Source organism: Micromonospora citrea (assembly GCF_900090315.1).
Lineage (GTDB): Bacteria > Actinomycetota > Actinomycetes > Mycobacteriales > Micromonosporaceae > Micromonospora > Micromonospora citrea.
In genome coordinates this window covers 1,319,050-1,341,030 of sequence record NZ_FMHZ01000002.1, presented here as the reverse complement: position 1 = coordinate 1,341,030, position 21,981 = coordinate 1,319,050, and the positions used below count along the sequence as shown (strand labels likewise).

The window sequence follows — 21,981 nt, the reverse complement described above, 5'->3', positions numbered from 1 at the left end:
GGTCAGTCGCCGGCGGCGGCCTCCAGCATCGAACGCGGGACCGGCACGCTCTCGAACCGCACGTTGCCCTCCGGCACCATCCAGCTCAGCACCTGCACGGCCAGCCGCCCGGCCCGCACCGCCGGGTCGTTGTGGTAGAGCTCGCGGGCCTCCTGCGGGGAGACGGAGAGCACGACGAACCCGCGCAGCCGGTCGTCGTCGGCGTCGACGAACGGGCCCGCGGCCAGGACCAGCCCCTGCTCCACCAGGCCCGCCTGGTGGGCGAGGTGCGCGTCCTGTAACCGGTCCGCCGCGTCCAGCGGCAGCTCCGGGGCGTCCGGCGGGCGCACCAGGAGCACCACGGTGTGCTGGTCGAATCGCATGCCCACACCCTAGGGCGGCGCGGGCCCCCGCCACCGGGAACCGGCACTGTCCGCCCTGGTCAGGACCGGGGGATCGACAACCGCGAGTTAGGCCCGACCGGACGGGTCAGCTAAGGTAAGGCGAACCTAAGCCCGAACGCGCAGGAGCCTCGTGACCACCCTCGCCACCCGACCGGCACCGACCGGCGGTCGGATCGGCGGCCGTGCCGGCCGTCGGGCGGCGGTCACCGTCGCCGCCGCGCTGGCGCTGCTGCTGGCCCTGCTGGCGAGCTTCGCGCTCGGCAGCCGGTCGCTCCCCGTCGACGAGGTGTGGCGCGCGCTGGTGGCCCCGGACGGCGGCGAGGCCGCCACCATCGTCCGGGAGCTGCGGATGCCGCGCACCGCCCTCGGCCTCGCCGTCGGGCTGGCGCTCGCCGTCGCCGGGGTGCTCTTCCAGGCGCTCACCCGCAACCCCCTCGCCGAGCCGCGCATCCTCGGGATCAGCGCCGGCGCCTCGTTCGGCGTGGTGCTGGCGATCTCCGTGTTCGGCGTGGGCACGCTCGCCGGGTACGTCTGGTTCGGCATCGGCGGCGCGCTCCTCGCCGGCCTGCTGGTCTTCGCGGTCGCCACCCGCGCCCGCGAGGGCGCCAGCCCGGTCACCCTCGCGCTCGTCGGCGCGGCCCTCGACGCCAGCCTCGCCTCCGTGGTGTACGCGCTGCTCAGCATCGACGCCCGTACCTTCGAGGACTACCGGTTCTGGGTGGTCGGCGGGCTGACCGGCCGGGAGCTGTCGGTCGCCGTCCAGGTCACGCCGTTCGTGCTCGCCGGGCTGGTGCTGGCCGTCCTGGTCGCGCGCGGCCTCGACGCCCTCGCCCTCGGCGACGACGTGGCCCGGGGCCTCGGGCACCGGGTGGGGCTGGTCCGGCTCGGCGGCGGCGTCGCCGCCGTGCTGCTCACCGGGGCGGCCGTCGCCGCCGCCGGTCCGATCGCCTTCGTCGGGCTCGCCGTGCCGCACCTGGCCCGCGCCCTGGTCGGCGCCGACCACCGCTGGACTCTGGCGGTCTCCGCGCTGCTCGGGCCCGCCCTGCTGCTCGGCGCCGACGTCGTCGGCCGGCTGGTCTCCCCGCCCGGGGAGGTGCCGGCCGGCATCGTCACCGCACTGATCGGCGCCCCGCTGCTGGCCTTCCTGGTCCGCCGCGCGAAGGTGGTGACGGCGTGAGCGCCCCCGCCCGCCCCGCCGTCCCGCAGCGCGCCGCCGAGCGGCCGGCCGGGCGTCGCCTCGTCGCCAGGCTGCCCGGGCGTTCGCTGGTGCGCGTAGGCCCGGTCAGCGTGCAGGTGCGCCGCCGCTCGGTGCTGGTCGCCGCCACGCTGGTCGTGCTGCTGCTGGTCGCCGGGGTGCTCAGCCTCTCCCTCGGCACCCCGTACGTCGCCCCGGCCGACGTGCTGCGCGCCCTCTCCGGCGCCGGCACCCCGTACGACCTGGTGGTCTTCGACCTGCGGCTGCCCCGGCTGGTGCTGGCCGCGGTGGCCGGCGCGGCCTTCGGGGTGGCCGGCACGCTGATCCAGAGCGTGGCCCGCAACCCCCTCGCCAGCCCGGACGTCGTCGGCATCACCCAGGGCGCCGGCCTCGCCGCGACGGTGGCCCTGACGGGCGGGGCCGCGGCGGTGCTGGTGGCGCCGGCGGCGCTGGTCGGCGGCCTGGCCGCCGCCGCGCTGCTGTTCGCCCTCGGCGCCCGGCACGGCCTGGCCGCCCAGCGGTTCGTGCTCGCCGGCGTGGCGGTCGCCTTCGCGCTGCGGGCCCTGATCGAGGTGGTCATGCTCACCGCCGACCCGATCGACGGGCTGCGCGCGCAGATCTGGCTGATCGGCACGCTCGCCGGCAAGGGCTGGACGGAGGCGTTCTGGATCGCCGGCACCCTGGTCGCGCTCCTGCCCGTGCTCGCCTGGGCGGGCTGGGCGCTGAACAGCACCGCCCTGGACGACGACACCGCCCGGGGGATCGGCCTGCGTCCGGTGGCCCGCCGGGTCGGCCTCGCCGGCACCGGGGTGCTGGCCGCCGCGATGGTCACCGCCCAGGTGGGCGCGGTCGACTTCGTCGCCCTGGTCGCCCCGCAACTGGCCCGCCGGCTCGTCCGCGCCGAGCGCCCGCCGCTGGTCTGCGCCGCGCTGCTCGGGGCGCTGCTGCTGGTGCTGGCCGACCTGGCCGGGCGGCGGCTCTTCGCCCCCACGCAACTGCCCGCCGGCGTGCTGACCGCCGCCATCGGCGGCCCGTACCTGATCTTCCTGCTGGTCCGTGGCCGTCGGCGGCCCTCGTGATGTCCCACCCTGGCAAGGAGGCGTGATGCTCTCCACCCGCGACCTGGTCGCCGGCTACGACGAGCGGACGGTGCTGGACGGGCTCGACCTCGACCTGCCCGCCGACGCGTTCACCGTCATCGTCGGGCCCAACGCCTGCGGCAAGTCCACCCTGCTGCGCACCATGGCCCGCCTGCTCACCCCCCGCCGGGGCGCGGTGCTGCTCGACGGAGCCGCGATCCGGGACCTGCCGACCCGCGAGGTCGCCCGCCGGCTCGGCGTGCTCCCGCAGAGCCCGCTGGTGCCGGAGGGGGTGTCCGTCGCCGACCTGGTCGGCCGGGGTCGGCAGCCGTACCAGCGGTGGTGGCGGCAGTGGTCCGAGGAGGACAGCGTCGCTGTCGACCGGGCCATGGCGCTCGCCGACGTGGCCGGGCTGGCCGGCCGCGCCGTGGACACCCTCTCCGGCGGCCAGCGGCAGCGCGTGTGGATCGCGATGACCCTCGCCCAGGACACCGAGGCGCTGCTGCTCGACGAGCCGACCACCTTCCTCGACCTCGCCCACCAGGTGGAGGTGCTGGACCTGCTGCACCGGCTGCGCGCCGAGCGGGGCCGCACCGTGGTGGCCGTCCTGCACGACCTCAACCAGGCCGCCCGGTACGCCGACCACCTGGTCGCGATGCGGGCCGGGGCCGTGGTGGCCGCCGGCCCGCCCCGGGAGATCCTCACGGCCGACCTGGTCCGGGACGTCTTCGGGCTCGACTGCGTGGTCGTGCCCTGCCCGGTGACCGGTGCGCCCCTCGTGGTGCCGGCGCTCACCAGCCCCACGCTGGCCCGGCCGTCCGACACGGCCGACGCGGCCAGCCCAGCCCCGGCGGGTCTGCCGGCCCCGGCAGCCCGCCCCCAGGCCGAGGACGCGCTCACCCCGCGCGCCGGCTCGTACCCCTCGAAAGGAATCTGATGCGTCGTCTCGCCGCCGCCCTCACCGCGGCGCTGGCCCTCGGCGTCGGCCTCACCGCCTGCGGTGAGAGCGACCCGGTCGCCGGCAACACCACCGGGGAGACCCGGGAGATCGTCCACGCCATGGGCACCACCAAGGTGCCGGCCGAGCCGAAGCGCGTCGTCGTGCTCGACACCGACAAGATCGACACCGCGCTCTCGCTCGGCGTCACGCCGGTCGGCGCCGCCACCGCCGGCGAGGCGAAGAGCTGGCCGACCTACTTCGGCGAGGAGAAGCTCGCCGGCATCAAGGAGGTCGGGGTGCTCACCGAGCCCGACCTGGAGGCCATCAACGCCCTCAAGCCGGACCTGATCCTGGGCAGCAAGTTCCGCCAGGAGAAGTTCTACGACGAGCTGAAGGCCATCGCGCCGACCGTGTTCACCGAGAAGGTCGGCGTCACCTGGAAGGAGAACTTCCTCCTCGACGGCAAGGCGCTCGGCAAGGAGCAGCAGGCCAAGGACCTGCTGACCGCGTACGAGACCCGGGCCAGGGAGTTCGGCGCCAAGCTGGGCGACGCCGCCGACCGCAAGGTCTCCATCGTCCGGTTCATGCCGACCGAGATCCGGGTCTACGGGCCGGACTCGTTCTCCGGCATCGTCATCGGCGACACCGGCCTGGGCCGCCCCGAGCGGCAGCAGCTCACCGGCAAGGAGGACCGGCGGATGGACCGGGTCAGCCCGGAGCGCATCGGCGAGGTCGACGGTGACGTCATCTTCGTGACCGCGTACGGCGAGAAGGCCGCCGCCGAGCAGGCCAAGGTCACCGGCGGAACGCTGTGGAAGGCCCTGCCGGCGGTCAAGGCGGGCAAGGCGCACGTCGTCTCCGACGAGATCTGGATGACCGGCATCGGTGTCGGCGCCGCCAACAAGATCCTCGACGACCTGGCGAAGTACCTCACCGCCTGACCGCACGTGCTCGCACGCGCTCATGATCGCGCACGTTTCCTGAAGTAGTGGCCTCCTGCCCGGCGGGAGGCCACTACTTCCGTGTCCGGGCGTGATCACGGCCCGGGCGGTGGTGCGGGCCGTTCGGGTTCTGCTGAGGGCGGGGCGTGGCGCCACGGTCAGGTGCGGGCGCGATGACCACGGGAGTGCAGGGCGGCACGGACTTCCGCGACGAAGCCGTCGAAGTCCTCGCGCAGCCGCCGCGCTGTCACGTGCAGGACGAGCCAGTCGCCGCCGAGGAGACGGTTGAGCCGGCGGCGGTCCCGGTGGAACTGCTCCGGATCGGCGTGCCACAGTCCGTCGTACTCGACGGCCACCTTGAAGGCGGGCCAGGCCAGATCCAACCGGGCGACGAAACGACCACCGTCGGTGACGACCCATTGGCTTCGTGGTCGGGGCAGCCCGGCCAGCACGAGCCGGACCCTCGTCCGTGACTCCTGCGAGGACTCGGCGCCCGGATCGGCCAGCTCGACCGCCCGCAGCAGCGATCGCCAGCCCCGCCGGCCGGCGCGGGCGAGGGCGTATTCCCGCAGGGCGGCCACGTCGGTGAGCCGGCGGGCCAGCAGGCCGTCGATGACCACGACCGCCTCGACCAACTCCAGCCACCGGGCCAGGTCCCGACACGTGCGCGCCGGGGAGGTGACCGGTATGCCGGCGAGATCCACGACGTCCTCCGGGTCGACGTCGGCTCGGTGGACCCGCAGCCCTGTCATCGGCCCCCGCCGTCGTCCCGCCGCTGCCACGGGCGCGGCGCCCGCCGGTGCCGCCGGTCGTGCCGGGCCCGCCCATTCGGACCCGCCGGCAGGCGGATGGGGCACCAGCACGTCGACCGGCTCGTCGGCGGGAACTCGTTCCACCCCGTGAAGGGCTGCGGCGGAGCGGCCGGCGATGGCGGTGCCGACCGGCACCAGCCAGCGGATCACTGCCCGGCACCGATCCCGATGGGTGATCGTGAGGTGGGCGTCGGCGTACACGTCACGGAACAGGGGGCGCCAGGCCGAGCTGCGAAGGTCGTTGCGGGTGAGCAGGCCACGGGCGACGGCAGTGGAGCCACGGAAGATCCGACCGTGCAGTTGCCGCGGCCGGCGAGGAGCTTTCGGCATGCCGTTGACGCTGCCGGATCCCGCCGCCCCATGTTGACCCCTGTGGATAACTACGGCAGCGAGCAGGATCGCCTCGTCGCAGCGAGCAAGATCGCACTACAACACGGAAGTAGTGGCCTCGCGCGGCTGCCGAGGCCACTACTTCCTGGATCGAGCGCGATCTTGGCGTGGGCGCCCCCGCTCGGGGGTGGGGAGGGGTGGGTGGGTCAGGCGGCGGTGGACCAGATGGCCTGGAAGGCGGCGGCCTCGCCGGCCAGCCAGCGTTCGATCTGCTCGGGTCGGGCGTCGGCGGGCATCCGGTGGGCCTCGCCCCGGCGTACGTCGACCAGGACCGGCTCGGCGTGCGGGAGCACCGCGTCCATGTGCCGGGCCATCAGGTGCAGGGTGGCGAGCACCGCCTCCGGGCTGGGCGGGGCCTCGTCGAAGTGCAGGCGGACGGCCTCGGCGCGGCCGTCGGCGTGGCGTACGCCGAAATGGGGGTTGATCTTGACGGGCAGGTCACCGAGCATGGCGAGCGCGTCGCGGGTCTGGGCGAGGTCGACGGCCCTCGGCTCGCCGAGGGAGTGCAGCCAGGCCTTCGCGCCCGGGACGAGCGCCTCGTAGAGCGGGCGCCAGCGGGGCTTGACCACGTCGACGACCTGGTCGAGGTGCGTGCCGCCGGTGTGGAAGGCGACATCGGCCTTGAGTGCCTTGACGAACTGACCGTGCGGGTTGAAGCCGGAGCGGCTGGCCCGCTGCTTGCGCAGGCCCCCGACGAAGGTGGCCTTGGTCGGGCCGTTGCGGTCGACGTAGCGGGTGAAGCCGAGCAGGGTGGCGTAGGGGGCGGGCGGCGCGGAGGCGGGCGTGGTCACGGGCGTCCTCCCAGGTCAGAGCCTCGATTAGTACATACATTCTAATCGAGAGGTGTGACATCGCCCAGGGAACGAAAGGGGCCGCCCGGGCATCCCGGGCGGCCCCTGAAAACGAAGTTCAGAGCTGTCCCACCGAGGTGATCCGGACGACCGCCGCGCCGGCCTCGTCGGAGGCGGCGAGGTCGACCTCGGCGCTGATGCCCCAGTCGTGGTCGCCCTCGGGGTCGTCCAGGATCTGCCGCACCGTCCACCGGTCCCGGCCCTGCTCGATCATGAGCAGCGCCGGGCCGCGCGCGTCCGGCCCGGTCCCGATCGCGTCGTAGGAGTCGAAGTACGGCTCCAGCGCGTCGGCCCAGGCGTCCGCGTCCCAGCCGTCCGCCGCGTCCAGCTCGCCGAGCAGGTCCCAGCGGCGCAGCGCGGCCAGCTCGACCCGGCGGAACAGGGCGTTGCGCACCAGCACCCGGAAGGCGCGCGCGTTGCGGGTGACCGCCGGCGGCCGGTCCGCCAGGGACGAGGCGACCTCCGCCACGTCGGACGGGTTGCGTAGCCGCTCCCACTCGTCGATGAGGCTGGAGTCGACCTGGCGGACCAGCTCGCCGAGCCACTCGATGAGGTCGACCAGCTCGTCGGTCTTGGCGTCCTCGGGGACGGTCTGCCGCAGCGTCTTGTACGCGTCGGCGAGGTAGCGCAGCACCAGGCCCTCGGAGCGGGACAGCCCGTAGAACTGCACGTACTCGGTGAAGGTCATCGCCCGCTCGTACATGTCCCGGACGACGGACTTGGGGGAGAGCTGGTGGTCGGCGACCCACGGGTGCCCCTGCCGGTACATCTCGTACGCCGACTCCAGCAGCTCCGCGAGGGGTTTGGGCCAGGTCACCTCGTCGAGCAGTTCGAGGCGCGCCTCGTACTCGATGCCCTCGGCCTTCATCGCGGCGACCGCCTCGCCACGGGCCTTGAACTGCTGCGCGGAGAGCACCTGACGCGGGTCGTCGAGGATCGACTCGATCACCGAGAGCACGTCGAGGGCGTACGACGGGGACTCCCGGTCGAGCAGCTCGATCGCGGCGAGGGCCAGCGGCGACAGCGGCTGGTTGAGGGCGAAGTCGAGCTGGAGGTCGACGGTGAGGCGTACCCGCCGGCCCGTCTCGTCCGGCTCGGCGAGCTGCTCGACGACCCCGCCGGCGCGCAGCGCCCGGTAGATGGCGATGGCCCGCCGGATGTGCCGGCGCTGGGCGGCCCGGTCCTCGTGGTTGTCGGTGAGCAGGTGCCGCATCGCGGCGAACGCGTCGCCGGGGCGCCCGATGACGTTGAGCAGCATCGAGTGGCTGACCTGGAAGCTGGACGTGAGCGGCTCCGGCTCGGCCTCGACCAAGCGCTCGAAGGTGGGCCTGCCCCAGCCGATCGACCCCTCCGGCGGCTTCTTGCGCACCACCTTGCGCCGCTTCTTCGGGTCGTCGCCGGCCTTGGCGAGGGCCTTCTCGTTCTCGATCACGTGCTCGGGGGCCTGCACGACCACGCGGCCGATGGTGTCGAAGCCGGCCCGGCCGGCCCGCCCGGCGATCTGGTGGAACTCGCGGGCCTTGAGCAGCCGGGTGCGGGTGCCGTCGTACTTGCTCAGGCCGGTGAACAGCACGGTGCGGATCGGCACGTTGATCCCGACGCCGAGCGTGTCGGTGCCGCAGATGACCTTGAGCAGCCCGGCCTGGGCGAGGGTCTCGACGAGCCGGCGGTACTTGGGCAGCATGCCGGCGTGGTGCACGCCGATGCCGTGCCGCACCAGCCGCGACAGCGTCTTGCCGAAGCCGGAGGTGAACCGGAAGTTCCCGATCGCCTGCGCGATCATGTCCTTCTCGGCCCGGGTGCAGACGTTGACGCTCATCAGGGCCTGGGCGCGTTCCAGGGCGGCGGCCTGGGTGAAGTGCACGACGTAGACGGGTGCCTGCTTCGTCTCCAGCAGCTCTTCCAGGGTCTCGTGCAGCGGCGTCATCGCGTACGAGAAGATCAGCGGGACCGGCCGCTCGGCCGAGCGGACGACGGCGGTCGGCCGGCCGGTGCGCCGGGTCAGGTCGTCGACGAAGCGGGTGGTGTCGCCAAGCGTGGCGGACATCAGGACGAACTGCGCCTGGGGCAGCTCGATGAGCGGCACCTGCCAGGCCCAGCCCCGGTCGGGCTCGGCGTAGAAGTGGAACTCGTCCATGATCACCTGGCCGACGTCGGCCCGCTCGCCCTCGCGCAGCGCGAGGTTGGCCAGGATCTCGGCGGTGCAGCAGATGATCGGGGCGTCGGCGTTGACGCTGGCGTCGCCGGTCAGCATGCCGACGTTGTCGGCGCCGAACACCTCGCAGAGGGCGAAGAACTTCTCCGACACCAGCGCCTTGATCGGCGCGGTGTAGAAGGTCGTCCGGTCGTCGGCCAGGGCCGCGAAGTGCGCCGCGATCGCGACCAGGCTCTTGCCGGAGCCGGTCGGCGTATTCATGATCACGTTGGCGCCGGAGACGATCTCGATGACCGCCTCCTCCTGGTGGGGATAGAGGTCGAGGCCGCGCTCCTTCGCCCAGCCGGCGAACGCGTCGAAGAGGGTGTCGGGGTCGGCGCTTGTCGGCAGCGCGGCGGTGAGCGTCATAGCGGGTCCCATGGTGCCTGGATCATGCCCCTGCGCGCCAACCGGCCGCGTGGCAGGCGGCGTTGGAGGAGGCGACGCGGCGGGCCGGGTGAGGCGTCAGGAAGGGCCCTTCGTGCAACGGAATCCGTGGCAGGGAAGCCCTTGCTCTCACGATCGGCGGTAGATCAGGTCGAAGATCGGGCGGCCGGCGGTCAGGGCCCGACGCTCGAACTTGGTCACCGGGCGGTGCGGCGGGCGGGGCGCGAAACCGTCGTGCGCGTTCACCAGTCCCGGGTCGGCGTCCAGGGTCTGGCGCATCGCCTCGGCGTACTCGGCCCAGTCGGTCGCGCAGTGCAGGGTGCCGCCGCGCGCCAGCCGCGAGCGCAGCAGCGCGACGTGCGCCGGCTGGATGATCCGCCGCTTGTGGTGGCGGGACTTGGGCCAGGGGTCGGGGAAGAAGACGTGCACCGCGTCCAGCGACGCCTCCGGCAGGCCCGGGACCAGGTCCAGGGCGTCGCCCTCGGCCACCCGCACGTTGCGCAGGCCGCGCCGGTCCACCAGGTCCAGCAGGTTGGCGATTCCGGGCGTGTGCACCTCGACCGCCAGATAGTCTCGATCCGGGTCGGCGGCGGCCATCGCAGCGGTGGTGTCGCCCATCCCGGAGCCGATCTCCACCACCACCGGGGCCCGGCGACCGAACAGGCCGACGAGGTCCACCGGCGTGCCGGGCTCGTCCGGGACGCGCAGGCCGTGGACCGGCCAGAGCCGGTCCAGCGCCTCCGTCTGGCGGCTGCTCATCCGGCCGCGGCGCGGATGGAAGGTGCGGATGGCCCGGGCGGCGGGCGGCGCGGGCGCGGCGGCGGCGGCGAAGTCGGTGGAGGTCACAACGACCCGAGCCTACGCGACGGTCGCGCCGGATCGGATGTGATGTTCGCCCGGGGATGAGAGGATCCATCCCGTACGGCAGACCGGGTGTCTGGTGTTGCCCGGCACTGCCCCAACGCGCCGGGAGGGGGCGTCGTGTCGGTGCACCGCGGCGGTCTGGCGCTGGCGATCGCGACCGCGATCGTCGGCCCGCTGCTCCCGCCCGCGCCCGCCGACGCCGCCCTGCCGGAGACCGCCCCACGGGCCGCCGCTCTCCCGGCCGATCGACTGTCGGTCGAGGCCGCCCTGCCCAACGCCGCGGCTTCCCCGGCCGATCGCCCGCCCACCGACGCCGCCCTGCCGGCCGCCGCCCCACGGGCCGCCGCTCTCCCGGCCGATCGCCTGCCGGTCGAGGCCGCCCCTCCGGCTGCCGGTGCCGTGCTTCCGGCTGCTGGCCCGCCGGTCGCCGCCGCCCCGCGCGCCGTGGCCCTCGGCGGTCGCGTCGGCGTTCCGGCCGCCGCCGGCCGGCGGGCGGAGCCCGCGCCGGTGGGTGCGCCCCAGCCCGCCCCGCCGGAGCACGCCGTATTCGTCGAGGTCAGCCCGAGCACCGTGGAGCCGGGCTTCCTGGTCGGCATCCGGGCCAGTTGCCGGGACAACTCGATCCCCGCGACGGTGGTCTCGGACGCGTTCGGACGGGTGCAGGTGCATCCGCAGCGCGGGCTGCTGACCGCCGCCCCGATGGTGCGGGAGCGCACCCGGCCCGGCAACTACCGGGTCAAGCTGGAGTGCCGCGACGGCGAGACCGCCTCGACCATGCTCCAGGTGGTCAAGGCGGTGAAGCCCAGTCGCGGCCCGGCGACGGGCTTCGGCGGAGGCGCCGGCGGGTTCACCGGGGGTCTGCTGCTCCCCGGCGGCGTCGCGCTGACCGTCACCGGCATCGTCCTGGCGGTGCTCGCCGCGCGCCGGCCCCGCTCCGTCCGTGGCGTCGCCCGACGGTAGCCCGTCATGGCCACCACGCCCGCCCCGCAGCCGGCCGCCGCAGCGGCCCGGCGTCGGCCGCCGCCCGGCCGCCGCCCCTGGTCGGTGCCGCTGGCCGTGGTGCTGGTGCTGGTCGGGGTCTTCGCCACCGGCGCGGGGCTCGGGCGTACGGCCGGGCCGTTCGACTGGGCCGCCGACTCGGGGGAGTCGCGTCCGACCCGCGGCGGGGACGGCGCGCTGTCGGCCAGCCGGCCGGTGCGGCTGTCGATCCCCTCGATCGAGGTGTCCGCGCCGGTGGCGCCCGTGGGCCAGGCCCGGGACGGGTCGATCGCCGTCCCGCCCCTGGACCGGGCCGACGAGACCGGCTGGTACGACCGGGGCCCGACCCCCGGCGAGCCGGGCCCGGCGGTGATCGTGGGGCACGTGGACACCAAGCGCGGCCCGTCGGTCTTCTACGGCCTGCACAAGCTCCGCCCCGGTGACACGGTCGAGGTGACCCGCGCGGACCGCTCGGTCGTGGTCTTCCGCGTCGACTCGGTGGAGCACTTCCCCAAGGACCGGCTGCCGGCGGAGCGGGTCTACGGCGACGAGGGCCCGCCGGGCCTGCGCCTGATCACCTGCGGTGGCGACTGGCTCGGCGGCCGGACGGGCTACGCCGACAACGTCATCGCCTTCGCCACCCTGCTCTCCTCCCGCCCCGCCTGAGCCCGTCTGCCGTCAGGTGACGGCCGCCTGAGCCCGGCTGCCGTCAGGGACGGCCGCTTGAGCCCGTCTGCCGTCAGGTGACGGCCTCTTGAGCCCCGGCTTTGTCAGGAACGCGGTGCTTCGTCAGGGACGCGGTGCGACCTGCTGGACGACCTCGAACTCCAGCAGGGTGGCGCCCGATGCGACCGGGGGACGCTTCTCGCCCGACCCGGCGTGGGCGGCGCGGGAGGGGCCGGCGGCCCAGGCCTGGTAGGCCTCCTCGCTCTCCCACTTCGTGTAGACGAAGTAGCGGTTCTCGCCGGCGACCGGGCGGAGCAGCTCGAAGCCGAGGAAACCGGGGGAGTTCTCCACCGCGCCGGCCCGGGCGGCGAACCGCTTCTCCAGCTCCTCACCCGCGCCGGGAGGGACGTCGATCGCGTTGATCTTCACGACTGCCATGGCTCCACCCTAGTCACGCCGCCCGCGGTCAGAACGACTCGACCGCCGGAACCAGTTCGGCGTCGACCACGATCGGGGCGTGGTCGGACGGGCCCTTGCCCTTGCGGGCCTCCCGGTCCACGTACGCCGAGCGGACCGCCCTGGCGAACGGCGCCGAGGCGTACACCAGGTCGATCCGCATGCCCTTGTTCTGATGGAACATCCCGGCCCGGTAGTCCCAGTAGGTGAACGGGTGCGGGCCCTTCATCGGCGTGGGCACCACGTCGGAGAGGCCGAGGTCGCGCAGCTCCGCCAGGGCCGCCCGCTCGGCCGGCGTGACGTGGGTGGAGTGGGTGAACACGCTCGGGTCCCAGACGTCGGCGTCGGTGGGCGCGACGTTGAAGTCCCCGCAGACCGCCAGCGGCAGCCCGCTCGCCAGCTCCGACTCGAGCGCGTCCCGCAGCGCCGCGAACCAGGCCAGCTTGTAGGTGTAGTGCGGGTCGTCCGGCGCGCGGCCGTTCGGCACGTACACCGACCAGACCCGCACCCCGTCGCAGGTGGCGGAGATGGCCCGGGCCTCGGGCTCGGGGAAGCCCGGCTCGGCGGGGAACCCCACCACCACGTCGGCCAGGCCGACCCGGGACAGGATGGCCACCCCGTTCCACCGGCCGTCGCTGTGGCTGGCCACGGTGTAGCCCAGCTCGCCCACCTCCGCCACGGGGAACGCCCCGTCCGGGCACTTGGTCTCCTGCAGGCAGACGACGTCCGGCCCGGTTCCCGCCAGCCACTCCAGCAGCCGGGGGAGGCGGGCCTTCACCGAGTTCACGTTCCAGGTCGCCAGGCGCATGGGTCAAGCCTGCCCCATCGACGCCCGCGCCGCCGCGTCAGGCGCCCGGGGTGTCGCCCGGGCGGGTCTGCTCGGCCAGGAAGCGCTCCAGCTCGGCCCCCAGCTCGTCGGCGGTGGGCAGCGCCCCGGCCTCGGGGGCGAGCAGGCTCCGCTCGCCCCGGCCGCGCGCGAACGCGTCGTACTGCTCCTCCAGGGCCTGGACGAGCTGGGCGGCCTCGTCGGTCTGCGCGACCTGCCGGTCGATCTCGAGGCGGACCACGTCGGCGGCCGAGCGGAGCCCGTCGCGGGGCAGCAGCAGCCCGGTGCTGCGGGACACGGAGGCGAGCAGCACCTCGGCGGCGGCCGGGTACTCGGTCTGCGCCACGTAGTGCGGCACGTGGGCGGCGAAGCCGAGGGCGTCGCGGCCCAGCTCGCCGAGGCGGAACTCCAGCAGGTGCCCGACGCTGCCCGGCACCTGGACCCGCTGCAACCACGGCTCGTAGCCGGCGATCAGCTCCCGCCGGGTCGCGTGCGCGGTCACCCCGGCGGGCCGGGTGTGCGGCACGGCCATCGGGATCGCGTTGAGCCCCACGGTGAGCCGGACGTCCAGCCGCGTGGCGAGCGCGCCGACGGCGGCCACGAAGCGCTCCCACTGCAGGTCCGGCTCGGGGCCGGTGAGCAGCAGGAAGGGCGTCTCGTCGTCGTCGTGCAGCAGGTGCAGCTCCAACGCCGGGGCGTCGTACGACTCCCAGTGGTCCTCGACGAAGGTCATCACGGGTCGGCGCGACCGGTAGTCGAAGAGCTGGTCGACGTCGAACCGGGCGATCGGACGGGAGTCCAGGGAGGTGAGCAGCTGCTCCCTGGCCAGTCGGGTGGCGCTGCCGGCGTCGACGAACCCGGTGAGGGCCTGGATCAGGACGGGCTGACCGAGGTCGGGCAGCTCGTCGGTGAGTTCGTAGAGCTCGTGTGGGTCGAGCACCGGTGCGGACCTCCCTGGTCGTGCGTACGGGTCGCCGCGCGGGGGCGGCACCCGTTCGGGGAACGTACCCGCCATCCTCGTGCATTCCTGCCGGCGGCTGTCCGGGGGGCGCCGGCCCGACCAGCAATCGGGGCGTATCCCCGCAACTCCACCGTCGGGCGTCGAGTGATGACCGTCAGGGTGACCAGCGTATCGGCCGGAAGGGTGAGTTTGCGGATCTTGGAGGCGGTGCTGGCGCTACGTCCGTCTTCCGTACGCCGAGGGCCGCCCCGGGTCCGGCTGCGAGGTCTGACCGGTCCGCGAGGTGCGTCCCGCCGGATCCCCGCATCGGGTGGACCGTCCGGCCGGAGGGGCTGGTTTCGTGAAAAATGCCACGAGATCACCCCGGGTGATCGGAGTTTGCGTCTGCCTAGCCTCGGCTGATGCGTGACGACCGCACCCTCGACCACCAGATCACCCCCGGTGACCCGATCGACCGTTCGGACGATACCCCCTCGCACGACCGGTCGACCGGCCTCCGCTCCGCCGGGGCGTACGCCCGGCTGCTGCGGACCGGCCCCGTCCGGGCCCGGGTCGCCCTCGCCACCGGCGTGCTGTGCTGCCTCGGCATGACCGCCGTCGCCCAGGGCGGCCGGGACGACGGCGGCGACCCGGCCCCCGTCGCCGCCCCCTCCGCGCTCGCCGAGCGCGCCGAGCCGGGCCCGGCCTCCCGCGACGTGGAGCGCGTCCCGGTGACCGCACCCGCCAGCCCGACCCCCGCCGCCGACCCGGACACCACCACCCCCGCCCCGAAGAAGACCAGGCGCAAGCCCGTCGACCCCGCCCCCGTGGCCGGCCTCGACAACGCGCAGATGGAGAACGCCGAGGTCATCGTGCGGACGGGGCGCAAGATGGGGATGCCGCGACGGGCGCTCGTGATCGCGGTCGCCACCGCCATGCAGGAGAGCAACCTCTACAACGTCGCCAGCGGCGTGCTTCCCGAGTCCCAGAACTACCCGCACCAGGGCATCGGCTGGGACCACGACTCGGTCGGGCTGTTCCAGCAGCGTTCCAGCAGCGGCTGGGGCGAGGTGGGCCAGTTGATGGATCCGGCGTTCGCCACCCGGCAGTTCCTCTCCGCCCTGGCCGAGGTGCCCGGCTGGCAGCAGATGCGGCTGACCGACGCCGCCCAGGCGGTGCAGATCTCCGCCTACCCGGAGCACTACGCCAAGCACGAGTGGCGGGCCACGGAGGTCGTCGAGGCGATCCTGGAGGCGGGGCAGTAGTCTTCCAGCGACCACAGTGGACGGTTGCTCTTCGGGCGTACCGGGTACAGAGGTTGTCGCTCCGAGGTACACATGGAAGAGGCACCACCGACTGGAGGACGACATGTCTCTGATGCAGCGGATCAGCACCTTCCTACGCTCGCCCAAGGGCCAGCAGCTGGTCGACCGCGGCCGGCGCGAGCTGGCCAAGCCCGGCACCCAGCAGAAGCTGAAGGGCCTCGCCGCCAAGCTCCAGAACCGTCGCTGACCCCCTCGACGATCTCCGACCCCCCGGGAGACCCTGTGACCGATTCCGCGCCCACCGACGGCCAGCCGGTTCCGCCCGCCGCGGAAGCGCCCCAGCCGCCGGCGGTGGTGCCCGCGCCCCCGCAGGACGTGCCGGAGGCGCCGCCGCTCAAGCTCTGGGACCGGATGCGGGAGGACCCGCAGTACGCCCCGGAGCACCTCGCCCTGGAGGCCGTACGCCGGCTGGGGCCGGAGGCGGCGCAGTGGGCCGCGCGGGCCCGGGCCGAGCAGCCCGGAGCCTCCGCCGAGGTGTTCGCCGAGCAGGCCGTACGCAAGTTCGTCAACCACGCCCGGCTCTCCGGCGCCGTCTCGGGCGCCGCCGGGCTGCCCGGCGCCGTGATCGACGTGGGGGTGCTGGCCTGGACCCAGGCCCGGATGGTGCTGCACATCGCCGCCGCCTACGGCGTCGACCCGCTGCACGCCGACCGGGCCACCGACCTGCTGGTGCTGCAGAAGGTGCACAAGGTCGCCGAGAGCGCCCGGCTCGCGCTGGGGGTTGCCGCCGGTCGGGAGCGCGCGGGCGCCCTGTTCGGCAGCGGCGGGCAGAACCCGCTCGGCAAGGTCATGCTGCGCCTGGGCGTACGGCTGGCCCAGATGGCCGGGGTGCGCGCGGCGAAGCGCGTCTTCGCCAAGGTGGTGCCCGGCGCGGCGATCATCCTCGGCACCTGGGCCAACTCGTCGGCCACCAAGGACCTGGCCACGCGCTCCCGCGCGCTCTACCGCCAGCACGGCAACCCCGGCGTCCCGGAGCCCCGCCGACCCTGACCCGTCCGGTGGCGCGCCCGGGCGCCCGGCCATCGAACGGGAGCCCGGGCCGGGTCGTCGGGCGGGACGGGAGCCCGGGCCGTCGGTCGGTTCGGGAGCCCGGGTCGGCCCGTCGGGCGGGACGGAGTCCGGGCGGGGCCGTCGGGCGGTTCGGGAACCGCGCCGGGCCGCCGGTCGGTCAGGAGCCCAGGCCCGAGGCGCGCCAGGCCACCTCGGCCAGCCGGTCCTGGCCGGCGGCGTTGGGGTGGAACCAGTCCAGCGGGTTGACCAGGTCCAGCCCGAAGCGCACCCGGTGCACCGCCCCGCCGTCGTAGCGGCAGCGCGAGCCGTACGCCCGGCACGCGGCGGCGAGTTGGGCGTTGTAGTCGCCGATCCGCTCCCGGACGGCCGCGCGCCGCGCCCGGTCCAGCGGATCCGTCGACTCCGGATCGGCCAGCAGCGCCGGGCAGACGCCCCGTTTCCAGGCCCGCACCGCCCGCTTGTCGGTGTGCCCGACCTCCCAGAGGCGGTACAGGTCCGGAACGCTCACCACCAGCACCCGCGCCTTCGGCCGGCCCTGCCGCAGCACGCGCAGGCCGCGGTCCACGTCGGCGCGGAACCGCGTCACCGGGGTCATCGCCTCGATGCCGCCCCGGCACACGTCGTTGGCGCCGATCAGCACGGTCACGTGGTCGACGCGGTCGCGTACCGCCTGCTGGGCCTGCCCCTCCAGCGAGGCGGCCCGCGCCCCCGGGCGGGCGTGGTTGTGGGCCCGGCCGCGGATGGCGGGGGTGCGGTCGAGCAGCCGGCGGTAGATGCTGTCCACGCGCAGCCCGTCGCCGGTGGACCAGGAGTTGCGCTGGCACGAGGTGAGCGCCAGGCAGGAGCCGAAGCCGGTGCTGATCGAGTCGCCGAGCGCCGCGATGCCGCCGCCCGCGCCGGGCGACGGTGTCTCGCGCGGCGGGCGGGAGCCGGGCTCCCCGCCGCCCTCGCAGGCGAGCGCGACCAGTGCCAGCAGGCAGGCGACGGCGGTGACCCAGCGTCGAGGCATCTCTTCCCCAGTCCCGCAGCGGAGAGCAACAGCGCGGTAACTCTACGCGCGGGGCGGGGTGGTGCCGCCCGCTGCTGTCGACTATGCGGCAGAGGGCTGTCCCGGGGCGGCTCCGCGTGCTAGGGCCTCGGCCGCGCGCCGGCCGGTCAGCGCGCCGGCCGGTCAGCGCGCCGGCCGGTCAGCGCGCCGGGCGGTCAGCGCGCCGGCCGGTCAGCGGGCCGAGCGGTCAGCGGGCCGAGCGCCACGGCGGACGCTGGCCGTGCAGCCACCAGTGCAGCGCCCGGGTGATCCGGGGCAGCACCAGGTAGGTCATCAGGGGAGTCAGCGTGAGGGTCATCAGCAGCACCCGGGCCGCCAGCGGCGTCTCGGGAAGGAAACGGCTGGTCAGCAGCGTCGCGGTGAGGCTGAGCGGGAAGAACGCCAACCAGATCGTCACGGCCTGCTTCCAGCGCGGCGGGGAGGGCGGCGGGACGGTCGGCTCGGCGCTGACCGGCACGGTCTCGACGAGCTGCTCGCGCGGCGGGTCGAACCAGCCCTCGATGCCGGTGCGCCGCTCCACCCGGGTGTGCTCGACGATGCCCTGCGCCGAGGAGAGCCACCAGTGCCGCTGCGGTGACTCCTCCCACCGGCGCAGCGTCTCGTGGTCGGCGAAGCGGTAGATGATGTGCCACTCCCCGGAGCCGGGCGCCGTGCGCACCCAGCCGGACCCGAGGAACCCCGGGAACGCCTCGGCCAGCGCGGTGCCCGCCCGCATCCAGGCCACCATCTCGCTGGTCCGGGCGGGGTCGGTGCGGCGCGCGACGGCGACGGTCACCGGCAGCGCGTGGGTCGTGGTCATGCCGACCATCCTCCCCGGTCGGAGCCGGATCGGGCCGTTCGCGGCGCACCGGTGTAACGCAGCGCACCGGTGGCACCGTCCGCCACCGGAGGCGGTGGCGGACGGTGCCACCGGAGGCGGTGGCGGGTTAAGCCGGCCGATCGGGGGTAGGTCGGTGCAATGACGAGATCGCAGCCCCGGCGCGCCCGTGGCACGGTCGGCCACGCCTACAGCGCGCTCAACATGCGCCTCCTGCTCGCCGGGTTCGGGCTGGTCACCATGACCGTCTTCGCGGTGCTGGCGTTCCGTGCCGACCTGGTGTGGCTGGGGGTCCTCTGCGTGGTCTTCGCGGTGGTCGCCGTGGTCGACCTGGTGATCATCCAGCGCCGCCGTGCCGCCCGCCGCCGGGAGGAGCCGGGTGCCCGCCACTCACTCTTCGAGTGACAGGAGTACGAGATGCCCATCGCGACCACCAACCCCGCCACCGGACAGGTGCTCAAGAGCTACGACCCGATGTCGGAGGAGCAGATCGACGCCGCCATCGGCCGCGCCGACCTGGCGTACCGGCAGCTGCGCGGCACCACGATCGCGCAGCGGGGACGGTGGCTGACCGCGGCGGCGGAGCTGCTGGAGGCCGACCGCGACGAGACCGCCCGGCTCATGACCACCGAGATGGGCAAGACGTACGCGGCGGCGAAGGCCGAGGTCACCAAGTGCGCCGCGGCCTGCCGCTTCTACGCGGCGAAGGCCGCCGAGTTCCTAGCCGACGAGCCCGCCGACGCGGGAGCGGTCAAGGCGATCCGGGCGTTCGTCCGCTACCAGCCGATCGGGCCGGTGCTGGCGGTGATGCCGTGGAACTTCCCGCTGTGGCAGGTGATGCGCTTCGCCGCGCCGGCGTTGATGGCCGGCAACACCGGCCTGCTCAAGCACGCCTCCAACGTGCCGCAGACCGCGCTGCTGCTGGAGGACCTGTTCCGCCGCGCCGGCTTTCCGGAGGGGGCCTTCACGACGCTGCTCGTCGGCTCCGCCGAGGTCGACCGGGTGCTCAGCGACCCCCGGGTACGCGCCGCCACGCTGACCGGCAGCGAGGGCGCGGGCCGCTCGATCGCCCAGATCGCCGGGCGGGAACTCAAGAAGACGGTGCTGGAACTCGGCGGCAGCGACCCGTTCGTGGTGATGCCGTCGGCCGACCTCGACCGGGCCGCCGAGGTCGCCACCACCGCCCGCTGCCAGAACAACGGCCAGTCCTGCATCGCCGCGAAGCGGTTCATCGTGCACGCCGACGTCTTCGACGCCTTCGCCGAGAGGTTCGCCGCCAACATGTCGGCCCTGCGGGTCGGCGACCCGATGGACCCCGACACCGACGTCGGCCCGCTGGCCAGCGAGGGTGGCCGCGACGAGATCCACGCCCAGGTACGCGACGCCGTCGACAAGGGCGCCACCGTGCTCTGCGGCGGCGAGCCGCACGCCGGCCCCGGCTGGTTCTACCCGCCGACGGTGGTCACCGACCTGCGGCCGGAGATGCGGATGTGGTCCGAGGAGGTCTTCGGGCCCGTCGCCGGCCTCTACCGGGTGTCGTCGTACGACGAGGCGATCGAGGTGGCCAACGGCACCGCCTTCGGGCTGGGCTCGAACGCCTGGACCCGGGATCCCGCCGAGCAGGAGCGCTTCGCCACCGACCTGGACGCCGGCAACGTCTTCGTCAACGGCATGACCACGTCCTACCCGGAGCTGCCCTTCGGTGGGGTGAGGAACTCCGGCTACGGCCGGGAGCTCTCCGCGCTGGGCATGCGGGAGTTCTGCAACATCAAGACCGTCTGGGTGGGCGAGGGGGCCGCCTCCGCCGGCGCCGGGGCGCACGCGGAGTAGCCCGGGTCGGTTGGTCGGCGTAGCCGGGCGCCGTCATGGGTAGGGAATGACGCCATGACGGTGTTCGGCTTCCACGCGTCCCACGAGCAGATCCATCCCCGCGCCCTGCTGGACGCGGTGGTCCACGCCGAGCGGGCCGGCTTCGACGCCGCCATGTCCTCGGACCACTTCTCGCCCTGGAGCGAGCGGCAGGGCCAGTCCGGCTTCGCCTGGTCGTGGCTCGGCGCCGCGCTCCAGGCCACCAACCTGCCCTTCGGCGTGGTCAACGCGCCCGGCCAGCGCTACCACCCGGCGATCATCGCGCAGGCCATCGGCACCCTCGCGGCGATGTACCCGGGCCGGTTCTGGGCTGCCCTGGGCACCGGCGAGGCGAGCAACGAGCACATCACCGGCGACGGCTGGCCGCGCAAGGACGTGCGTACCGCCCGGCTGCGCGAGTGCGTGGACGTGATCCGCGCGCTGCTGGCCGGCGAGGAGGTCAGCCACGACGGCCTGGTCCGGGTCGACCGGGCGAAGCTGTGGACCCGGCCGGAGCAGCCGCCGGCGCTGATCGGCGCGGCGGTCAGTGTGGCCACCGCCCGCTGGTGCGCCGAATGGGCCGACGGTCTGATCACCGTGAACGCCCCGGCCGACCACCTGCGGCAGTTGATCGACGCGTACCGCGACGCCGGCGGGCGCGGGCCGCTGCACCTGCAGGTGCACGTGAGCTGGGCGCCGGAGCAGGCCGAGGCCGAGCGGTTCGCGTACGACCAGTGGCGCAGCAACGTCTTCGCGCCGCCGGTCTGCTGGGACCTGGACACCGCCGAGCACTTCGACGCGGTCTCGGCGCAGGTGCCGATGGAGAAGGTCCACGACGTCGTCAACGTCTCGGCCGACCTGGGCCGGCACGTCGGCTGGCTGGAGGAGTACGTGGGCCTCGGCTTCGACCAGATCGCCCTGCACCACGTCGGGCAGGAGCAGCGGGCCTTCATCGACGCGTTCGGCGCGGAGGTGCTGCCGAAGGTGCGCAGCGCCGGCTGAGCCGGTCCCGGCCCGGAGCCTGAGCGGTCCCGGCCAGGGTCGAGCGGCCCGGGTCAGGGCAGGCGGCGCACGAGGACCTGCCCGGGCCACGGGTCGCGGCCGGGGCGCTCGACCGTGAACGGGTCGGTGGGGGTGAAGCCCTGCCGCTCGTACCAGCGGACCAGCGCGCCGTCGTCGCCCGCGTAGCAGTCCACCCGGAGCAGGCCGAGCCCGCGCTCCCGGGCCAGCTCCGCGGCGTGGGCGAGCAGCCGGCCGCCGATCCCCGCACCCTGGTGCGCCCGGTCGGTGACCAGCAGGTTGACGTACAGCTCGGGCTCGGTTGCCGGCGGCACGTAGTCCGTCGCCTCGCCCACCACCAGCGCGCCGACGGGCCGGTCGCCGAGCATCGCGAACCACAGCCCGCCGCCCGTCGCCCAGGCGTCGGCCTGCCCGATCCGTCGCGGATCGGTCGAGGCGGGCTCGGTGCCCCACTGGCCGGTGCGACCCCGCGCCACCAGCCATGCGGTGGCGTCGTCGAGCAGCCGCAGCACGGCGGGCGCGTCCGCCGGGCCACCGGGACGCAGACTCGGGCTTCGCTGGTCCGTCATGACGGACATGCTGCTACAACCACGAGTTTCGATGCGCCTCGACGCGGGCCGGCTGGCGGTCGGCCCTCGACGCGGGGAGGCCGGGCCAGGGTGGCGGTCTTCCCGCGCTTGTGCTGTCGAGCTGATGTCGTGGACGATTCACCGCTGCGGGCGACAGTCGCGCCGCAAGGTCAGGGCGTCCCGTCCGAGCCGCCGGAGCTGGCGTCGCCCATCGTGCCGGGATCCCCGCCGTACCCCTCGCCGCGGAGGCTGCCCCGCCCACGGCGCCGTCCTTCCCGGCGGGACCGCCGGATGGCCGTGCGCGCCGCCGCCAACGCCGCGTCCCGCCCGGCAAACGACGACGCCCGGCGTCTGCGCAGCGGCAGCACGACCAGGACGATGGCGACCGTCACCGCGATCCCGGTCAGGATCCACCCCGTCGCATCCACGGTCGTGATGGTA

At 74.4% G+C, this 21,981-nt stretch carries 24 protein-coding genes; 12 read left to right on the top strand and 12 right to left on the bottom strand.

Features of this window, described 5'->3' with window-relative positions:
* Nucleotides 1–2: 2 nt before the first annotated feature.
* Nucleotides 3–362: a YciI family protein gene (locus GA0070606_RS06315; protein ID WP_091107368.1), complete on the bottom strand. Its 360-nt coding sequence runs from the start codon at nt 360–362 to the stop codon at nt 3–5.
* A gap of 151 nt (nt 363–513) precedes the next feature.
* Here GA0070606_RS06315 and GA0070606_RS06310 point away from each other — a divergent pair, with 151 nt between their 5' ends.
* The 4 genes from GA0070606_RS06310 to GA0070606_RS06295 are packed head-to-tail and all read left to right on the top strand — an operon-like array spanning nt 514 to nt 4,538.
* On the top strand, nt 514–1,560 hold the full coding sequence (locus GA0070606_RS06310; RefSeq protein ID WP_091095909.1) for a FecCD family ABC transporter permease: 1,047 nt from the start codon (nt 514–516) through the stop codon (nt 1,558–1,560).
* Nucleotides 1,557–2,657 (top strand): FecCD family ABC transporter permease, encoded by a 1,101-nt coding sequence (locus GA0070606_RS06305; RefSeq protein WP_245724585.1) that lies wholly within the window; start codon nt 1,557–1,559, stop codon nt 2,655–2,657. The genes GA0070606_RS06310 and GA0070606_RS06305 overlap by 4 nt, the downstream gene beginning before the upstream one ends.
* Nucleotides 2,658–2,682: 25 nt before the next feature.
* A complete protein-coding gene (locus GA0070606_RS06300; RefSeq protein WP_091095908.1) occupies nt 2,683–3,594 on the top strand; it encodes an ABC transporter ATP-binding protein in 912 nt (303 codons plus the stop codon).
* Nucleotides 3,594–4,538, top strand: a complete 945-nt coding sequence (locus tag GA0070606_RS06295; RefSeq protein ID WP_091095906.1) for an ABC transporter substrate-binding protein — start codon at nt 3,594–3,596, stop codon at nt 4,536–4,538. Before GA0070606_RS06300 ends, GA0070606_RS06295 begins: the two co-directional genes overlap by 1 nt.
* A 158-nt stretch (nt 4,539–4,696) precedes the next feature.
* On the opposite strand, the gene GA0070606_RS06290 is transcribed toward GA0070606_RS06295, so the two are convergent.
* The 4 genes from GA0070606_RS06290 to trmB form a co-directional block, all read right to left on the bottom strand.
* Entirely contained in the window at nt 4,697–5,680 is a 984-nt protein-coding gene (locus GA0070606_RS06290) for a hypothetical protein (protein ID WP_091095903.1), read from the bottom strand.
* A 206-nt stretch (nt 5,681–5,886) separates the two neighbouring features.
* Nucleotides 5,887–6,531 (bottom strand): hypothetical protein, encoded by a 645-nt coding sequence (locus GA0070606_RS06285; protein WP_091095901.1) that lies wholly within the window; start codon nt 6,529–6,531, stop codon nt 5,887–5,889.
* 118 nt (nt 6,532–6,649) lie between these two features.
* The gene (locus GA0070606_RS06280; protein WP_091095899.1) at nt 6,650–9,154 is read right to left on the bottom strand and encodes a DEAD/DEAH box helicase; all 2,505 of its coding nucleotides are present in this window, start codon (nt 9,152–9,154) and stop codon (nt 6,650–6,652) included.
* 147 nt (nt 9,155–9,301) lie between these two features.
* The gene (gene trmB / locus GA0070606_RS06275) at nt 9,302–10,018 is read right to left on the bottom strand and encodes a tRNA (guanosine(46)-N7)-methyltransferase TrmB (RefSeq protein WP_091095898.1); all 717 of its coding nucleotides are present in this window, start codon (nt 10,016–10,018) and stop codon (nt 9,302–9,304) included.
* A gap of 135 nt (nt 10,019–10,153) precedes the next feature.
* On the opposite strand from trmB, the gene GA0070606_RS06270 reads away from it, so the two are divergent.
* Both GA0070606_RS06270 and GA0070606_RS06265 read left to right on the top strand, forming a co-directional pair.
* A complete protein-coding gene (locus GA0070606_RS06270) occupies nt 10,154–10,996 on the top strand; it encodes a hypothetical protein (RefSeq protein ID WP_425413028.1) in 843 nt (280 codons plus the stop codon).
* Between the two features lie 6 nt (nt 10,997–11,002).
* The gene (locus tag GA0070606_RS06265) at nt 11,003–11,680 is read left to right on the top strand and encodes a class F sortase (protein ID WP_091095896.1); all 678 of its coding nucleotides are present in this window, start codon (nt 11,003–11,005) and stop codon (nt 11,678–11,680) included.
* 123 nt (nt 11,681–11,803) lie between these two features.
* Here the strand turns inward: GA0070606_RS06265 and GA0070606_RS06260 are convergent, their stop codons facing one another.
* Genes GA0070606_RS06260 through GA0070606_RS06250 form a run of 3 tightly spaced genes read right to left on the bottom strand, consistent with a single transcriptional unit; the run spans nt 11,804 to nt 13,902 of the window.
* Nucleotides 11,804–12,118 carry an antibiotic biosynthesis monooxygenase family protein gene (locus tag GA0070606_RS06260; RefSeq protein WP_091095894.1) on the bottom strand — a complete coding sequence of 105 codons (315 nt, stop codon included), beginning with the start codon at nt 12,116–12,118 and terminating at the stop codon, nt 11,804–11,806.
* A gap of 28 nt (nt 12,119–12,146) precedes the next feature.
* A complete protein-coding gene (locus tag GA0070606_RS06255; protein ID WP_091095892.1) occupies nt 12,147–12,944 on the bottom strand; it encodes an exodeoxyribonuclease III in 798 nt (265 codons plus the stop codon).
* 37 nt (nt 12,945–12,981) lie between these two features.
* Nucleotides 12,982–13,902, bottom strand: coding sequence for a proteasome assembly chaperone family protein (locus tag GA0070606_RS06250; RefSeq protein WP_091095890.1), 921 nt, complete (start codon nt 13,900–13,902; stop codon nt 12,982–12,984).
* 422 nt (nt 13,903–14,324) lie between these two features.
* Here GA0070606_RS06250 and GA0070606_RS06245 point away from each other — a divergent pair, with 422 nt between their 5' ends.
* The 3 genes from GA0070606_RS06245 to GA0070606_RS06240 all read left to right on the top strand — a co-directional run bounded on the left by GA0070606_RS06245 (nt 14,325) and on the right by GA0070606_RS06240 (nt 16,217).
* Nucleotides 14,325–15,167 carry a peptidase M23 gene (locus tag GA0070606_RS06245; RefSeq protein ID WP_091095888.1) on the top strand — a complete coding sequence of 281 codons (843 nt, stop codon included), beginning with the start codon at nt 14,325–14,327 and terminating at the stop codon, nt 15,165–15,167.
* A 103-nt stretch (nt 15,168–15,270) separates the two neighbouring features.
* Nucleotides 15,271–15,414: a hypothetical protein gene (locus tag GA0070606_RS32390; protein WP_176737248.1), complete on the top strand. Its 144-nt coding sequence runs from the start codon at nt 15,271–15,273 to the stop codon at nt 15,412–15,414.
* Nucleotides 15,415–15,449: 35 nt separating this feature from the next.
* Nucleotides 15,450–16,217, top strand: coding sequence for an EcsC family protein (locus GA0070606_RS06240; protein WP_091095886.1), 768 nt, complete (start codon nt 15,450–15,452; stop codon nt 16,215–16,217).
* Nucleotides 16,218–16,395: 178 nt separating this feature from the next.
* Here GA0070606_RS06240 and GA0070606_RS06235 read toward each other — a convergent pair whose 3' ends face one another.
* Together GA0070606_RS06235 and GA0070606_RS06230 are read right to left on the bottom strand one after the other, a co-directional pair.
* Nucleotides 16,396–17,247, bottom strand: a complete 852-nt coding sequence (locus GA0070606_RS06235; RefSeq protein ID WP_091095885.1) for a GDSL-type esterase/lipase family protein — start codon at nt 17,245–17,247, stop codon at nt 16,396–16,398.
* A gap of 226 nt (nt 17,248–17,473) precedes the next feature.
* Nucleotides 17,474–18,085, bottom strand: a complete 612-nt coding sequence (locus tag GA0070606_RS06230) for an antibiotic biosynthesis monooxygenase (protein ID WP_091095883.1) — start codon at nt 18,083–18,085, stop codon at nt 17,474–17,476.
* Between the two features lie 159 nt (nt 18,086–18,244).
* Here GA0070606_RS06230 and GA0070606_RS06225 point away from each other — a divergent pair, with 159 nt between their 5' ends.
* Genes GA0070606_RS06225 through GA0070606_RS06215 form a run of 3 tightly spaced genes read left to right on the top strand, consistent with a single transcriptional unit; the run spans nt 18,245 to nt 20,953 of the window.
* Nucleotides 18,245–18,508: a DUF6343 family protein gene (locus tag GA0070606_RS06225; RefSeq protein WP_091095881.1), complete on the top strand. Its 264-nt coding sequence runs from the start codon at nt 18,245–18,247 to the stop codon at nt 18,506–18,508.
* Between the two features lie 12 nt (nt 18,509–18,520).
* A complete protein-coding gene (locus GA0070606_RS06220; protein ID WP_091095879.1) occupies nt 18,521–19,933 on the top strand; it encodes an NADP-dependent succinic semialdehyde dehydrogenase in 1,413 nt (470 codons plus the stop codon).
* A gap of 54 nt (nt 19,934–19,987) precedes the next feature.
* Entirely contained in the window at nt 19,988–20,953 is a 966-nt protein-coding gene (locus tag GA0070606_RS06215) for a TIGR03885 family FMN-dependent LLM class oxidoreductase (RefSeq protein ID WP_091095876.1), read from the top strand.
* Nucleotides 20,954–21,006: 53 nt separating this feature from the next.
* On the opposite strand, the gene GA0070606_RS06210 is transcribed toward GA0070606_RS06215, so the two are convergent.
* Complete coding sequence (locus GA0070606_RS06210) at nt 21,007–21,540, bottom strand: GNAT family N-acetyltransferase (RefSeq protein ID WP_091095874.1); 534 nt, start codon at nt 21,538–21,540, stop codon at nt 21,007–21,009.
* 170 nt (nt 21,541–21,710) lie between these two features.
* Nucleotides 21,711–21,968, bottom strand: coding sequence for a hypothetical protein (locus tag GA0070606_RS31860; RefSeq protein ID WP_141721599.1), 258 nt, complete (start codon nt 21,966–21,968; stop codon nt 21,711–21,713).
* Nucleotides 21,969–21,981 lie beyond the last annotated feature (13 nt).

Coding starts and splice junctions, on each gene's coding strand:
- GA0070606_RS06315 (WP_091107368.1), bottom strand. CDS start 362: ATGCGATTCGACCAGCACACCGTGGTGCTCCTGGTGCGCCCGCCGGAC.
- GA0070606_RS06300 (WP_091095908.1), top strand. CDS start 2,683: ATGCTCTCCACCCGCGACCTGGTCGCCGGCTACGACGAGCGGACGGTG.
- GA0070606_RS06295 (WP_091095906.1), top strand. CDS start 3,594: ATGCGTCGTCTCGCCGCCGCCCTCACCGCGGCGCTGGCCCTCGGCGTC.
- GA0070606_RS06290 (WP_091095903.1), bottom strand. CDS start 5,680: ATGCCGAAAGCTCCTCGCCGGCCGCGGCAACTGCACGGTCGGATCTTC.
- GA0070606_RS06280 (WP_091095899.1), bottom strand. CDS start 9,154: ATGACGCTCACCGCCGCGCTGCCGACAAGCGCCGACCCCGACACCCTC.
- GA0070606_RS06265 (WP_091095896.1), top strand. CDS start 11,003: ATGGCCACCACGCCCGCCCCGCAGCCGGCCGCCGCAGCGGCCCGGCGT.
- GA0070606_RS06260 (WP_091095894.1), bottom strand. CDS start 12,118: ATGGCAGTCGTGAAGATCAACGCGATCGACGTCCCTCCCGGCGCGGGT.
- GA0070606_RS06255 (WP_091095892.1), bottom strand. CDS start 12,944: ATGCGCCTGGCGACCTGGAACGTGAACTCGGTGAAGGCCCGCCTCCCC.
- GA0070606_RS06245 (WP_091095888.1), top strand. CDS start 14,325: ATGCGTGACGACCGCACCCTCGACCACCAGATCACCCCCGGTGACCCG.
- GA0070606_RS32390 (WP_176737248.1), top strand. CDS start 15,271: ATGTCTCTGATGCAGCGGATCAGCACCTTCCTACGCTCGCCCAAGGGC.
- GA0070606_RS06235 (WP_091095885.1), bottom strand. CDS start 17,247: ATGCCTCGACGCTGGGTCACCGCCGTCGCCTGCCTGCTGGCACTGGTC.
- GA0070606_RS06230 (WP_091095883.1), bottom strand. CDS start 18,085: ATGACCACGACCCACGCGCTGCCGGTGACCGTCGCCGTCGCGCGCCGC.
- GA0070606_RS06225 (WP_091095881.1), top strand. CDS start 18,245: ATGACGAGATCGCAGCCCCGGCGCGCCCGTGGCACGGTCGGCCACGCC.
- GA0070606_RS06220 (WP_091095879.1), top strand. CDS start 18,521: ATGCCCATCGCGACCACCAACCCCGCCACCGGACAGGTGCTCAAGAGC.
- GA0070606_RS06215 (WP_091095876.1), top strand. CDS start 19,988: ATGACGGTGTTCGGCTTCCACGCGTCCCACGAGCAGATCCATCCCCGC.
- GA0070606_RS06210 (WP_091095874.1), bottom strand. CDS start 21,540: ATGACGGACCAGCGAAGCCCGAGTCTGCGTCCCGGTGGCCCGGCGGAC.